Origin of the sequence: Pseudoxanthomonas gei (genome assembly GCF_010119615.1) — a bacterium.
Lineage (GTDB): Bacteria > Pseudomonadota > Gammaproteobacteria > Xanthomonadales > Xanthomonadaceae > Pseudoxanthomonas_A > Pseudoxanthomonas_A gei.
Map to the genome: position 1 here is coordinate 309,465 of NZ_QOVG01000003.1, position 12,423 is coordinate 321,887.

Genomic DNA, 12,423 nt, shown 5'->3' on the forward strand with positions numbered 1-12,423 from the left:
GCCCGCTACGACGGGACTCCCCTCCCGTCGTGGCTGCCGCAGGAAGGCAAAGGCCCGGTATCAACCGGGCCTTTTTTGTGGGCCGTTCGCGATGCCGGAGGCTCGGCCTACATCGTCCCGCGCTGCACGAACGGGGCGCGCTGGTATAGCCTGCGCTCGCCGCCGCGCGGGTCGTTCTGGACGCGCGACGGCACGTCGAACAGCATTGTTTCGCGCCCCTGCAGTGAATATGGCGGCCAATCCGGAATCGCGGCATGGCCGGGTTCGCCGTGTCGCGCCAGGGCCAGCAGCATGTCGCTCATCTGTCCGGCAACACGCTGGGCAGCGGCGCCCGTGCCGGTGCGCGAGCCGGGCTGGGCGATGTTGTCGAACACCAGTGGAATATCGAGTGTGTGGAAGGCGCCGAACTTGCCCCCGTCCAGGGGCGATCCCCAGTCAAGCTGGTATACCCAGGTGGGCGCGCCCTGCCGCGCACGCGCCTCTGCCTCATCCACCGCCCCGCGCCACGACCGCCCCGCGGTGGTGGCGGCAAAGAAGACCTGCGAGGGCGTGTAGTCCGGGTAAAGGCGGCGGTATTCGGCAATCACCGTTTCAGGGAGCAGGTCGGTGTACTGCTGCGCCTGCAGCCGGGCGGGAAGCTGATCCCAACTGAGATTGAAATTCTCGGGATCGTTGCCGAGGAAGGCGCGCGTTTCATCGCGGGTGTTGCCGATGATCATCGGGATGTGGGCCGACTGGGGCGGCGCGTCGGGATAGAACGGATGCCGATACAGGTTGCGGTCGTCCAGCACCGGGCCGAAATACAGCGACGTTTCCTCGATGCGCGAAGGATCACGGGTCCGCGCTGCTTCGAGGATGCGGGCGACCGGCAAGGTGCGCAGGCGCTCGAGTTCGTCGGCACGCAGCTGCAGTGCAGCGAGCAGCAGGCGGGTGCGCTGGGTAGCGGCGCGCGGGCCTGCCGCGGTGACCTGCTGGCCACTCATGGTCATGGCGCGATGGAACAGGCCCGCCGCGGCGGGCATGGCCATCAGCGTGGCGATCTTGGCGCCACCGCCGGACTGCCCGAACACGGTGACGTTGCCGGCGTCGCCGCCGAATTCGTGGACGTGTTCGCGAACCCAGTGCAGCGCCTGCACCAGGTCCAGCTGGCCCACGTTTCCCGACTGCTGCAGCTCCGTACCACCCAGTTCCGCCAGGTACAGATAGCCGAAGGCATTGAGGCGGTGGTTGAGCGTGACCACCACCACGTCGCCGCGGCGGCACAGGTTAACGCCATCGTAGAGTGGACTGCTGCCCGAGCCGTTGTTGTAACCGCCGCCGTGGATGTAGAACAGGACCGGCCGCTTGCCATTGTCGCGGAGCGCGGGTGTAAAGACGTTGAGGAACAGGCAATCCTCGCTGGTGGATTGGTCTTCGCCCGACTGCGGCGCAGAAGCGCCATGGGCGATGGCTTCGCGCACGCCACGCCACGGCGCTTCCCGCAGTGCCGGCATGAACCTGCGAGTGGAGGTATCGCCGCCATAGGGAATTCCCTTGAACACGCGCACACCGCGGTCCAGGTAGCCGCGAATCCTGCCACTGCGGACAGTCGCAAGTGGCGCGGCCGATGGCGACGACGTTGCCGCATGCAACCAGGGCGAGGCCTGCGCGCCGGCACAAAGGCCGAGCCAGCCGGCACGCCTGAGAAAATCACGGCGGGTGCTTGATGGGGCGTCGCGGTGCTCTGACATCGGTTGTGCCTGGTTGCGGGGCGGCTACTTCAGCGGATCGCGATGCCTGAGCGGCTGCAGCGGCTCCATCGTCTCCAGGTTCCAGTCCGATGGCACGAACGCCTGGCGGGTTTCCGCGTGCTTTGGATAGCCCAGCACTTCATCCTGGCTGTCGATGATGTGGCCGCGGCCCTCGATGGTGTTCTCGAGGATGCGCCGGTCGATGTCATCGCGATCCCACGGGCGCGCGCCGACATCGGCGATCACCGCATCCTGCACCTGCGTGGCCGGAATGGGCTTGACCCCGAACGGCAATGGCGGCGCCTCCTTCAGCAGCCGTGGCGCCACCGCTGCGGTGGTGTAGCGACCCAGCAGCGGCAACGGATCGCCGATGCGGTCCACCGCGATGTTGTCATGCATGTAGAGATCAAGATTGCCCGAGCCTCCAAACATGAAGAAGGCCGATTTGGCGGGCGTATCGGGGCCGGCCCGCATCACGTTGCCGACCACTGCCATGCGACCGTCCTGGTAGGGGTGCCCTGCCCATTCGGCGGCGATCAGGTTGTACTGGATGCCGCGCTGGCCCGGGTTGTAGATCAGGTTGTTGACCACCCAACCCTGGGTGCCGCCCTTGAAGAACGGGTTGCGTTCGAAATTCTGTGCGTACAGGTTGCCGACGATCAGGATGTCGCGTGCGTTGTCATGGATCAGCGAGCCTTTCGAATGCTCACCCTTGACATGGTTCGCGTGGGCCAGGCCCTCGGCGATGATGTTGTTGCTGAAGGTGATCCGGTGCGAGGTGCCTTGTCGCCATTGCTCCGGAGTGTCGCCTGCGAAGCGGGTACCCGAGGCCGACAGGTTCTCGTCGGTGGCCCAGGTCAGCGAGCAGTGGTCGATGATCACGTCGTGGGCGCCGACCGTGCTGATCGCGTCGAAATCGTTGCCGCTCATCTTCGCCAGGCCGGCGTCGCCGGGCCGCACACGGAGGTGCTGGATGATCACCTCGTGGGCGAAGATATCCAGGCCGCCGCGGATCAGGGTGATGCCCGGCTGCGGCGCGGTCTGCCCGGCGATGGTCAGGTAAGGCTCGCGGATGCTCACCGTTTTCACGCCGAGGTCGATGACCCCGCCGACCTCGAAGACCACGATGCGCGGCCCCTTGCTGTGGACCGCTTCTGCGAACGAACCCGGGCCCTCGGCCGCAAGGGTGGTGACGCGGATGACCTTGCCCCCACGCCCGCCGATGGCGTGCGCCGCCCAACCCTGCGCGCCAGGAAAGGCCAGGGGTGCGCTGGCTTCGCCTGCGACCGCCGTGCCCAGGCTGCATGACAGGGCGACGAGGATCGCAAGAATTGGCCGTCGGCGCCGGACGGTGCGCGAAGCACTGGTGGTTTGCATATGGTTCCCTCCCAGGAACGGATGTTGACGCACACCGTGCGGTTTGCGGCAGTGCGTATTGTAAATGACACCGGTTTACCATATACAAGCCATCGACCCCTGCTGTCCATCGGCAGTGCAACAAACACGACCTAATTGGGAGAGGCCGATTGAGCACCGGCAATAGCGATCTGGAACCAGTACCGGCATCGGAACTGGCCGACATTGCGAGGAGTTTCGTCGCAGCGCGTGCGCAAGGCGTTTCCCTGCCCGACTTCCCCGGTCGCATTCCCGATGACCTGCTGACTGCCTATCGAGTGCAGGACCTGGCCATAGCGCAGTGGCATGACCAGCTTGTCGGATGGAAGGTGGGTTTCATCGCCGCCGCCAAGCGCGATGAATCGGGCGACGATCGCCTGCTGGGGCCGATTTTTGCGGGCGGCCTGCTGCATGCTGCGGGAACCAGCACCGGCTTCCCGGTATTCGGCGGTGGTTTCGCGGCGGTGGAAGCCGAATACGTGCTCCGCCTGCTGGTTGACGCGCCACGCGACAAGACCGACTGGACACGTGACCAAGCCGGTGCGCTGCCGGCAACGTTGCACATGGGGGTCGAGATAGCCAGCAGCCCACTGGCTACCATCAACGTACTGGGCCCGCGCGTGGTCGTTTCGGATTTCGGCAACAACAACGGCCTGATCCTGGGCGAGGAGATCCCGGACTGGCAGTCGATGAGCGACGACCAGTTGACCTGCCAGACCTTCATCGAAGGCGAGCTGGTGGGGAGTGGCGGCGCGACCACCTTGCCCGGCGGCCTGCGCGCCGCATTCGCATTTGCACTGTCGCGCTCGGCCAGGCGCGGACGCCGCTTGCGCGCCGGCGACCTGATCGCCACCGGCAACGCCACCGGCATCCACGACATCGTCGCCGGCCAGTCGGCGTGCATCAGCTTCACCGGCTTTGGCGACATCAGCTGCCATGCGCTGGACGCGGCGCAGGTCGCCGGGGATGTTTCCGGAAAGGAAAAGACCTAGTGGACCGTCGCCGATTCCTGGCCGGCGTGGGCGCCGCGTGCGCGGTTCCGTTCGCAGGCGCGCCGCTGCTGGCCGCCACCGCGTCCGGCACCGTGCTCACCGCCACCGACGTGCACGTGAAGGACTACCCGACCGTGGAGGCGGTGCGTTGGATAGGGCAAACCCTGGAGCGCGAAACCGGCGGACGCCTGCGCATCCGTCAGTACCACTCGGGGCAGCTGGGGCGCGAATCCGAAGCCATCGACATGGCCCGCTATGGCGCCATCGACATGACCCGGGTGTATTCCGGCGCCTTGAACAATGCCTTCCCGCTCACCCAGTCCCTTTGCCTGCCCTACGTATTCGATTCGGTGGCGCACATGCGGCGGGCGATGGACGAAGGCGTGGGCGACACGGTATTGCGCGGCTTCGAACATCGCGACCTGGTCGGCCTGGCCATCTACGACTCGGGCGCACGCTGCTTCTACAACGCGCGTCGCGCGATCGTGACGCCGGCCGACCTGCATGGCCTGAAGATCCGCGTACCCGCCTCCGACATCTTCATCCGCATGCTGCGCCTGTTCGGCGCCAACCCCACCCCGCTGTCGTTGGGCGAGGTGTTCTCCGGGATGGAAACCCACATGATCGACGGCGCAGAGAACAACATGCGCAGCTTCCACTCCAGTCGCCACTTCGAGGCTGCCCGCTACTGGTCGCAGAGCAATCATTCCTATGCGCCCGACGTGCTGCTGATTTCGAAGCGAAGCCTGGCCGCGCTGACCGCCGCCGACCGCGAGCTGATGATCGCCACCGCCCGGCAATCGGTCGCGGTGATGCGCGCGCTGTGGGACAGGTCGGACAGCGCCGCCCGCAAGGCCGTGGTCGACCATGGCGTGCACACCAACGAGGTCGACCTGGAATCGTTCAAGCATGCCTCCCGGCCTCTGCTGCAGGAATACCTGCGCAAGCCGGAACTGGACACCCTCTACCGTCGCATCCGCGACCTCGCCTGAGCCCGTCGCGATGCTGGAAACCACCTCTGAAAGTGCGCCTTCCCGCGGCGTCGTTGCGCGTGCCGTCGACCTGTTGTCCGACCTGGCCATCGGTATTGCCGCCGCGGCCCTGCTCGGCCTGGTGGTCGTGCAGGGCTGGCAGGTTATCGCCCGTTACGTGCTCAATGATTCGCCCAGCTGGACCGAGCCGGTCACCCTGCTGCTGCTCAGCACCGCGATGAGCATGGGCGCCGCGGCGGGCGTGCACAGCAAGCGTCATTTTGGCTTCTACCTGCTGGCCAACTCGGTTGGCGCCAACGCGCAGCGCGTGCTGCAGGCGATACCGCCGCTGGTGATCGTCGCTATCGGCGCCACCATCGCCTGGTGGGGATGGATCCTGCTGGTGGATGGCTTCGACATTCCCACGGCCGGCGCCAACCTGCCGCAGAGCATCAACTACCTGCCGCTTTCGATTGGCGGGGGCCTGATGGTTGTCTTCGCACTGTTGCAGCTGGTCGAGGCGTTGCATGCGCCTGTTCCGGCGGGAGCGCCATAACCGTGGGTATTGCCATCCTTTTCAGCCTGTTCGCCATCCTGCTGCTGATCGGCGTGCCGGTGGCCTATGCGCTGGCCGCTGCGTCGCTGGCCACGCTGCTCTACCTGGACCTGCCGTCAATCGTGCTGGTCCAGCAGATTTCCTCTGGAACGGGTTCGGCATCGTTGATCGCGATCCCGCTCTTCATCTTCGCTGGCGAGATCATGATGCGCGGCGGCATATCGGAACGCCTGATCAGCCTGGCCGCGTCGCTGGTCGGTCGCCTGCGTGGCGGCCTGGGCCAGGTGAGCATCCTCTCGTCGCTGTTCTTCGGTGGGGTGTCCGGGTCCGCCATTGCCGACGTCTCTGCCGTTGGCGGCACCATGATTCCGCAGATGATCAAGCGCGGCTATGACCGCGACTTCGCGGTGAATGTGAGCATCACCGCGGCGCTGGTGGCGTTGCTGGTGCCTCCTTCGCACAACCTGATCCTTTTTTCGGCCGCCGCCGGTGGCGGGTTGTCCATTGCCGACCTGTTCGCCGCCGGCATCGTGCCCGCGCTGCTGATGACCGTGGTCCTGATGTTCACCGGCTGGATGGTGGCCCGTCATCGTGGTTACGGCGTGGAGCCGTTTCCCGGATTTCCTGCGGTAATGAAGCGACTGGTGTCCGCATTGCCCGGCCTGGGCCTGGTGGCGCTGATCTTCGTGGGAATCCGCGCCGGCATTTTCACCGCCGTGGAGAGCGCCGCCATTGCCGTGGTGTATGCGCTGCTGGTGACCAGCGTGCTGTATCGGCAACTGGGGGTCCGCGAATTCTTCGCCACGGTGACCCATGCCGCCCGTACGACGGGGGTGATCCTGTTCGTGATCGCAGCCGCGGCGGTCTTCGGCTGGTTGCTGGCCTACCTGCAGGTGCCCGCGGCGGCCGTGGATGCGCTGCAGTCGGTCGCCCACAACAAATACATGGTGCTGCTGCTCATTGTGGTGATCCTGCTGCTGCTGGGCACCTTCATGGACCTGGCGCCGATGATCCTGATCTGCACGCCGATCTTCCTGCCGGTGGCCAAGGCCTACGGTATCGATCCGATCCACTTCGGCCTGGTGCTGGTGCTGACCGGCGGCATCGGCCTGGTCACGCCGCCGGTTGGGTCGGTGCTGTTCATCGGCACGGCCATCGGCAAGATCACGGTCGCCGAGAGCATGAAGAGCATCTGGCCGTTCTGGCTGGCGGGCCTGTTCGTCCTGCTGGTGGTCGCATTCTTCCCCGGACTTTCCTTGTGGCTGCCCGCGTTGTTGAAGGCCTGAGTCGGCGACCGGCGAGGTTCGCCTTGCCTCGACCGCTGCAACGGCGGTGCGCGGGCTAGAATCACCCCATCCTTTTCCCCACCGACACTGACGTCCATGCCCGCGCGCAAGCAGCCCGAAAAACCCGCCTCGGCCCAGGTGCCGGGCAAGGCATCGACGATCAACGACATTGCGCGGCTGTCGGGGGTATCCAAGAAGACCGTGTCGCGCATCATCAACCACTCGCCGCTGGTGCGGAAGGACACACGCGAAAAGGTCGAGGCGCTGATGCGCGAGGTCGGCTACTCGCCCGACCCGATGGCACGGGGCCTGGCATTCCGGAAATCGTTCCTGGTCGGCATGGTCTACGACAACCCGACCGCCCAGTACATCGTCAACATGCAGTACGGCGCGCTGGACGCGATGCGCGATTCGGGATTTGAACTAGTGGTGCATCCCTGCGACAGCCGCAGCCCGAACTACATCGATGGGGTGCGACGCTTCGTGCAGCAGCAAAAGCTGCATGGGGTGATGCTGGTGCCACGCGTGTCCGAGGACCAGGCCCTGGCCGACATGCTGCTGGAAATCGGCTGCCGTTACGTGCGCATCGCGCCGGTCGCCATGGACGACATGTCGCGCATGGTGGTGACCCATGACCGCGAGGGCGCGGCCGAAGCGGCCGACTACCTGCAGATGCTGGGCCACCGCGACATCGCCCTGATCACCGGGCCGACCAACTATCGCTCGGCGCTGGAGCGCACCGCCGGTTTCGTAGAGGCGCTGGCACGCTCGGGCATCGAGCTGCCCGCGTCGCGCATCCTGGAAGCCGGATACACCTTCGAGTCCGGTGTCGCGGCGGCGGAAAAACTGCTCGCTGGCAAGCAGCGCCCTACTGCAATCTTTACCGGCAACGACGAAATGGCGGCCGGCGTGTACAAGGTGGCCATGCGCTCGGGAATAAGCATCCCGCAGCAGCTTTCGGTGGTGGGCTTCGATGACAGCCCATTGGCCTCGCGCCTGTGGCCCTCGCTGACCAGCGTACGACGCCCCACCCGCGATACCGGTCGGCTGGCCGCCTCGATGCTGGTCCAGGCCGATGCGCAGGCGGTGATTTCGTCGGCGAGCGTTCGCCCGCACCTCGTCATCCGCGACTCCTGTCAGCCCCCACGGAGCTGAAACAACGGGCATCCGATGATCTTGCAACGCGCAATGACACCGGTTACCTGAGCGACTAGAATCAGCCTTACCCCAGCCGCCGCCTGCCGGCGCGCCGCCCCGCACGGAGACGACCATGTACTGCAAGACCTACCACGCCACCCATCCCGACATGATGGCCGGTGCCAGCAATGACCAACTGCGCGACCGCTACCTGATCAGTGGCCTGTTCGTGGCCGACAGCGTCCAGTTGAATTATTCGCACAACGAGCGCTTCGTGATCGGTGGCGCCGCGCCCGTCTCGCAGGCGGTCGTGTTGCCCGCACAGACCGAACCGGCTTCGGCAGCGGGCAAACCGTTCCTGGAACGCCGCGAACTGGGCGTCATCAATGTCGGCGCAGGCAGCGGCAAGGTCACGGTGGACGGCACCACCTACGAGCTGGGGCCGAAGGATGGCCTGTACGTTGCCATGGGCAGCTCGGACGTATCGTTTGCCTCGGACGATGCCGCCAACCCGGCGCGCTACTACCTGACCTCCACACCGGCGCATGCGCGTTTCGAGACCAAGCCGCTGGCCATCGCCAACGCGGTGTCGCTGGAACGCGGATCGCTGGAAACCAGCAACGAACGCACCATCTACCAGTACATCGTGCCGGCCACCTGCCAGTCCTCGCAGTTGCTGCTGGGGCTGACCGTACTCAAGACCGGCAGCGTGTGGAACACCATGCCGCCGCACCTGCACGACCGGCGCAGCGAGGTCTACTTCTACTTCGACCTGGGCGACAACGACCGCATCTACCACTTCATGGGCGAGCCCGATGCCCAGCGCCATATCGTCGTCGCCGACGGTGAGGCCGTGGTGTCGCCGCCGTGGTCGATCCACATGGGTTCGGGCACCAGCAACTACTGCTTCATCTGGGCGATGGGTGGAGAAAACCTGGACTACACCGACATGAACGTCCTCGACATCTGCCAGCTGAAGTGAGCATGCATATGGCCAATCCATTCGATCTCACCGGCCGCGTGGCGCTTGTCACCGGCGCCAATACCGGCCTGGGTCAGGGCATTGCCATTGCCCTGGCCCAGGCCGGCGCGGACATCGTGGCCGTCGGGCGCACGCTGCCGGCCGATACCGAAGCGGCCGTGGCCGTTGCCGGCCGCCGCCTGCTGTGGGTGGAAGCCAGCCTGGAGACGATCGTCCCGGTGTCCGGGATCGTCGAGCGCGCGGTGGCCGAGTTCGGCGGCATCGACATCCTGGTCAACAACGCCGGCACCATCCGCCGCAATGATTCCCTGGATTTCAGCGAGGAAGACTGGGACGCGGTGATGGACGTGAACCTGAAGTCGGTGTTCTTCCTCTCGCAGGCAGTTGCGCGCTGGTGGGTCGCCAACCAGCGTGGCGGCAAGATCATCAATATCGCCTCGATGCTCTCGTTCCAGGGCGGGATCCGCGTTCCCTCCTACACCGCCAGCAAATCCGGCGTTCTGGGCATCACCCGCCTGCTGGCCAACGAGTGGGCGGCCAAGGGCATCAACGTCAACGCCATCGCGCCCGGCTATTTCTCCACCAACAACACCGAAGCGCTACGCAATGACGAAGCGCGCAACAGGAGCATCCTCGAGCGCATTCCCGCGGGCCATTGGGGCAAGCCGGAGGACATCGGCGGAGCGGCGGTATTCCTGGCGTCCGCAGCAGCCGACTACGTGCACGGCGCGGTCTTGCCGGTGGATGGCGGCTGGCTGGCACGCTGAATGCAGTGGCCGTCCTGCAGGAGCGACGCGCCTGCCCGGCCGCTGCCCAACACGGGACTTCGAACATGTTGAAGCGGACCTGCGTCCTGATTCTCTCCCTCGTGGCTTTTCAGGCCTTGGCAGCCGGGCCGGTGCGGCGGGTCGTCATCGCAGGCGATTCCACCGCCAGCGCCTACGGGCCCGAACGCGCGCCGCGCACTGGCTGGGGACAGGTGCTGGATACGTACCTGGACAGTACCTGGGAGGTGCGCAATCACGCGCAGAGCGGACGCAGCGCACGCAGCTTCGTGGAGGAAGGCTGGTTTGCCGGGATGGCACGCGACCTGCGCAAGGGCGACGTGCTGTTGATCCAGTTTGGTCACAACGACGAGAAGATCGAGGATCCCACGCGCTACAACGAACCGGCGCAGGCCTTTCCGCAATGGCTGATGCGCTACGTCGGCCTGGCCCGGGAACGCGGCGCCACCCCGATACTGGTGACGCCGCTGGCACGGCGCAAGTTCGACCACGGCCAGCTGCTGGACACCCATGGCCTCTATACCCAGGCCGTACGCACGCTGGCCGCGCGCGAACAGGTCGGCCTGATCGACTTGAACCGCGCCAGCATGGACTGGCTGCGGGCGCTGGGGGATGGGCCGTCGAAGGCCTACTTCATGCACGTCCCGGAACAGGCGCAGACGGACGACACCCACCTGCAAAAGCGCGGCGCGCTTGCCGTCGCCTGCCTGGTGGTGGCGGGCTGGACGCAGCTTGACCCGGCGCTGCAGCAGCACGTCGTGCGCGATACCGATTGCGGTGCACGCGGCACGGCGCTCGCCGACCTGGCAGCGCAAACCCACCCCTCCCGCATCGTGCAGGAACGCGGCATTGCCACTCCTCAACCCGGGCCCCACGGGGGACAGGGCGACAGCACGGCCTATCCGTTCTTCAAGGACGAGCCGGGCATGTCGTTCGAATTCCGCAAGCGCGTGCTGCACGCGGGCGCGGGCATCGGCTTCCACCAGCATGACAAGGACGAGATCTATTACGTCATCAGCGGTCGCGGCATCTATACGCTGGATGGAAAGGAACACGAGGCGGGGCCAGGCAACGCCATGCTTACGCGTCCTGGCAGCACCCACGCCATTCGCCAGGCCGGTGATGAAGACCTCGTGTTGCTGATCACCTACCGCAAGCAGGGCGCCGAATAGCGCGCCCCGCCGCGCGGGTTCGCCTACTTCTTCAGGGGCCTCGCCCAGCGCGAATAACTCTGCTCCACATCATTGCGCAACTTGCGCTGGAGCACGGGACCGGGACCGGATTGCAGGCGCCGGCTCACGCCCTTCCAGCCTTCGGAATGGTCGTGGGACCACTCGCGCACCACGGCGCGGCAGGGTTGCGCCAAAGCCTGGGCCAGCGCACAGGCCATGAAGATGTCTCCGGCTTCCCATGACGGCTGCTGTTGCATGGCTTCGACGTAATCGCGCGGCACCGAGTAGTAGCGCGAAATCTCGTCGGCAAAGCTTTGCGGGTAACGGGCCGCGTAGAGGTTGATGTCGGCGAGGTGTCGATCCAGCCAGGCATCTCCGGTGCGCGGCTGGTAGGCCGGTTCGGCCTGCTGCGCATATGCCAGGGGAGCGAAGGCCAGCCACGCGCAGGCCAGCAGTGCCGCTAGCCGGGCTGCGGGCGCAGGGAGTTGTTGACGCAGCGCACGAGTCTTCATCTTTGCCATTGCACGGGTAGCTTGGGTTCCATCTGTCGGCACGCCAGCCGGGCTACGAGGTTGCATCATCACCCAGCGGCGGCCATTGCGGCGATCTGCAGGACCGCCCGGTGCAGTTGCCGGGCAGATTCGACCTGCAGCATTCGCGGCTCGCCTTGGCTGAGCGCGTGCTCGGCCTCGTGCGCCCAGGTGATGTGGTAGGGCACGTGGATACCCCAGCCACCCAATGCGATCACCGGTTCGATGTCCGAGCGTATGGAGTTGCCGATCATCACGAAGCGTTCGGCCGGCACGTCCAGCTCGCGCAGCACGCGCGAATAGGTGGCCATGTCCTTCTCCGATACGACCTCGATGCGGTGGAACAGCTCGGACAGCCCCGACTTCTCGATCTTGGACTCCTGGTGGAACAGGTCCCCCTTGGTGATCAGCACGATCTCGCATTCGGCGGCGATGGACCGCACCGCATCGGCTACGCCTTCGATCACCTCCACCGGATGCTCCAGGGTGGCCCGGCCGATATCGATGATGCGGTGGATATCGCGCGCACTGATGCGCTCGCCAGTCAGCTGCACCGCCGATTCGACCATGGACAAGGTCATGCCCTTGGCGCCATACCCGAATACCCGCAGGTTGCGACGCTCCACTTCCAGCAGGTGATCCAGCGTCCGCGCGTCGGTCAGGTCGATGTACTGGCCGATGATGCTTTCGAAATCGAGCTCGGCCTTGCGATAGAAATCCTCGCTCTTCCACAGAGTGTCGTCGCCGTCGAAACCAACCCAGCTGATTGCCTGCACGGTGTGTCATTCCTGGCTGCCAGCCATGAGGATAACAGTGCAGGTCGCCCGGCCATGCCGGCCGGGTTCGCAGGGCACAAAAAAGGAAGGGTGGCTTGCGCCACCCTTCCT

Annotated in this window: 12 protein-coding genes; 8 read left to right on the top strand and 4 right to left on the bottom strand. The window is 65.7% G+C overall.

The genetic code is table 11. The features are described from left to right. Positions 1-107: 107 nt before the first annotated feature. Entirely contained in the window at positions 108-1,730 is a 1,623-nt protein-coding gene (locus DT603_RS06470; protein ID WP_162349037.1) for a carboxylesterase/lipase family protein, read from the bottom strand. A 24-nt stretch (positions 1,731-1,754) separates the two neighbouring features. Continuing rightward, on the bottom strand, positions 1,755-3,107 hold the full coding sequence (locus tag DT603_RS06475; protein WP_211368310.1) for a pectate lyase family protein: 1,353 nt from the start codon (positions 3,105-3,107) through the stop codon (positions 1,755-1,757). Between the two features lie 149 nt (positions 3,108-3,256). On the opposite strand from DT603_RS06475, the gene DT603_RS06480 reads away from it, so the two are divergent. The 8 genes from DT603_RS06480 to DT603_RS06515 all read left to right on the top strand — a co-directional run bounded on the left by DT603_RS06480 (position 3,257) and on the right by DT603_RS06515 (position 11,006). After that, a complete protein-coding gene (locus tag DT603_RS06480; RefSeq protein ID WP_425500940.1) occupies positions 3,257-4,117 on the top strand; it encodes a 2-keto-4-pentenoate hydratase in 861 nt (286 codons plus the stop codon). Beyond that, positions 4,117-5,109, top strand: a complete 993-nt coding sequence (locus DT603_RS06485; RefSeq protein WP_162349038.1) for a TRAP transporter substrate-binding protein DctP — start codon at positions 4,117-4,119, stop codon at positions 5,107-5,109. Before DT603_RS06480 ends, DT603_RS06485 begins: the two co-directional genes overlap by 1 nt. Before the next feature lie 10 nt (positions 5,110-5,119). Continuing rightward, positions 5,120-5,644 (top strand): TRAP transporter small permease, encoded by a 525-nt coding sequence (locus DT603_RS06490; protein ID WP_162349039.1) that lies wholly within the window; start codon positions 5,120-5,122, stop codon positions 5,642-5,644. Between the two features lie 2 nt (positions 5,645-5,646). Continuing rightward, positions 5,647-6,930, top strand: a complete 1,284-nt coding sequence (locus DT603_RS06495; protein ID WP_162349040.1) for a TRAP transporter large permease subunit — start codon at positions 5,647-5,649, stop codon at positions 6,928-6,930. Positions 6,931-7,026: 96 nt separating this feature from the next. After that, on the top strand, positions 7,027-8,085 hold the full coding sequence (locus DT603_RS06500) for a LacI family DNA-binding transcriptional regulator (RefSeq protein ID WP_162349041.1): 1,059 nt from the start codon (positions 7,027-7,029) through the stop codon (positions 8,083-8,085). A gap of 115 nt (positions 8,086-8,200) precedes the next feature. Continuing rightward, on the top strand, positions 8,201-9,049 hold the full coding sequence (kduI, locus tag DT603_RS06505; RefSeq protein WP_162349042.1) for a 5-dehydro-4-deoxy-D-glucuronate isomerase: 849 nt from the start codon (positions 8,201-8,203) through the stop codon (positions 9,047-9,049). A gap of 8 nt (positions 9,050-9,057) precedes the next feature. Continuing rightward, complete coding sequence (kduD, locus tag DT603_RS06510) at positions 9,058-9,816, top strand: 2-dehydro-3-deoxy-D-gluconate 5-dehydrogenase KduD (RefSeq protein ID WP_162349043.1); 759 nt, start codon at positions 9,058-9,060, stop codon at positions 9,814-9,816. A 65-nt stretch (positions 9,817-9,881) separates the two neighbouring features. After that, positions 9,882-11,006 (top strand): cupin domain-containing protein, encoded by a 1,125-nt coding sequence (locus DT603_RS06515; RefSeq protein WP_162349044.1) that lies wholly within the window; start codon positions 9,882-9,884, stop codon positions 11,004-11,006. A gap of 23 nt (positions 11,007-11,029) precedes the next feature. Here the strand turns inward: DT603_RS06515 and DT603_RS06520 are convergent, their stop codons facing one another. Continuing rightward, positions 11,030-11,518 carry a hypothetical protein gene (locus DT603_RS06520; RefSeq protein ID WP_162349045.1) on the bottom strand — a complete coding sequence of 163 codons (489 nt, stop codon included), beginning with the start codon at positions 11,516-11,518 and terminating at the stop codon, positions 11,030-11,032. Positions 11,519-11,586: 68 nt separating this feature from the next. Continuing rightward, complete coding sequence (locus DT603_RS06525) at positions 11,587-12,312, bottom strand: HAD family hydrolase (RefSeq protein ID WP_162349046.1); 726 nt, start codon at positions 12,310-12,312, stop codon at positions 11,587-11,589. Between the last annotated feature and the right edge of the window lie 111 nt (positions 12,313-12,423).

Bases quoted from the DNA above. Each gene is read 5' to 3' on its own strand.
- DT603_RS06470 (WP_162349037.1), bottom strand. From the start codon at position 1,730: ATGTCAGAGCACCGCGACGCCCCATCAAGCACCCGCCGTGATTTTCTC.
- DT603_RS06475 (WP_211368310.1), bottom strand. From the start codon at position 3,107: ATGCAAACCACCAGTGCTTCGCGCACCGTCCGGCGCCGACGGCCAATT.
- DT603_RS06490 (WP_162349039.1), top strand. From the start codon at position 5,120: ATGCTGGAAACCACCTCTGAAAGTGCGCCTTCCCGCGGCGTCGTTGCG.
- DT603_RS06500 (WP_162349041.1), top strand. From the start codon at position 7,027: ATGCCCGCGCGCAAGCAGCCCGAAAAACCCGCCTCGGCCCAGGTGCCG.
- kduI (WP_162349042.1), top strand. From the start codon at position 8,201: ATGTACTGCAAGACCTACCACGCCACCCATCCCGACATGATGGCCGGT.
- kduD (WP_162349043.1), top strand. From the start codon at position 9,058: ATGGCCAATCCATTCGATCTCACCGGCCGCGTGGCGCTTGTCACCGGC.
- DT603_RS06515 (WP_162349044.1), top strand. From the start codon at position 9,882: ATGTTGAAGCGGACCTGCGTCCTGATTCTCTCCCTCGTGGCTTTTCAG.
- DT603_RS06520 (WP_162349045.1), bottom strand. From the start codon at position 11,518: ATGAAGACTCGTGCGCTGCGTCAACAACTCCCTGCGCCCGCAGCCCGG.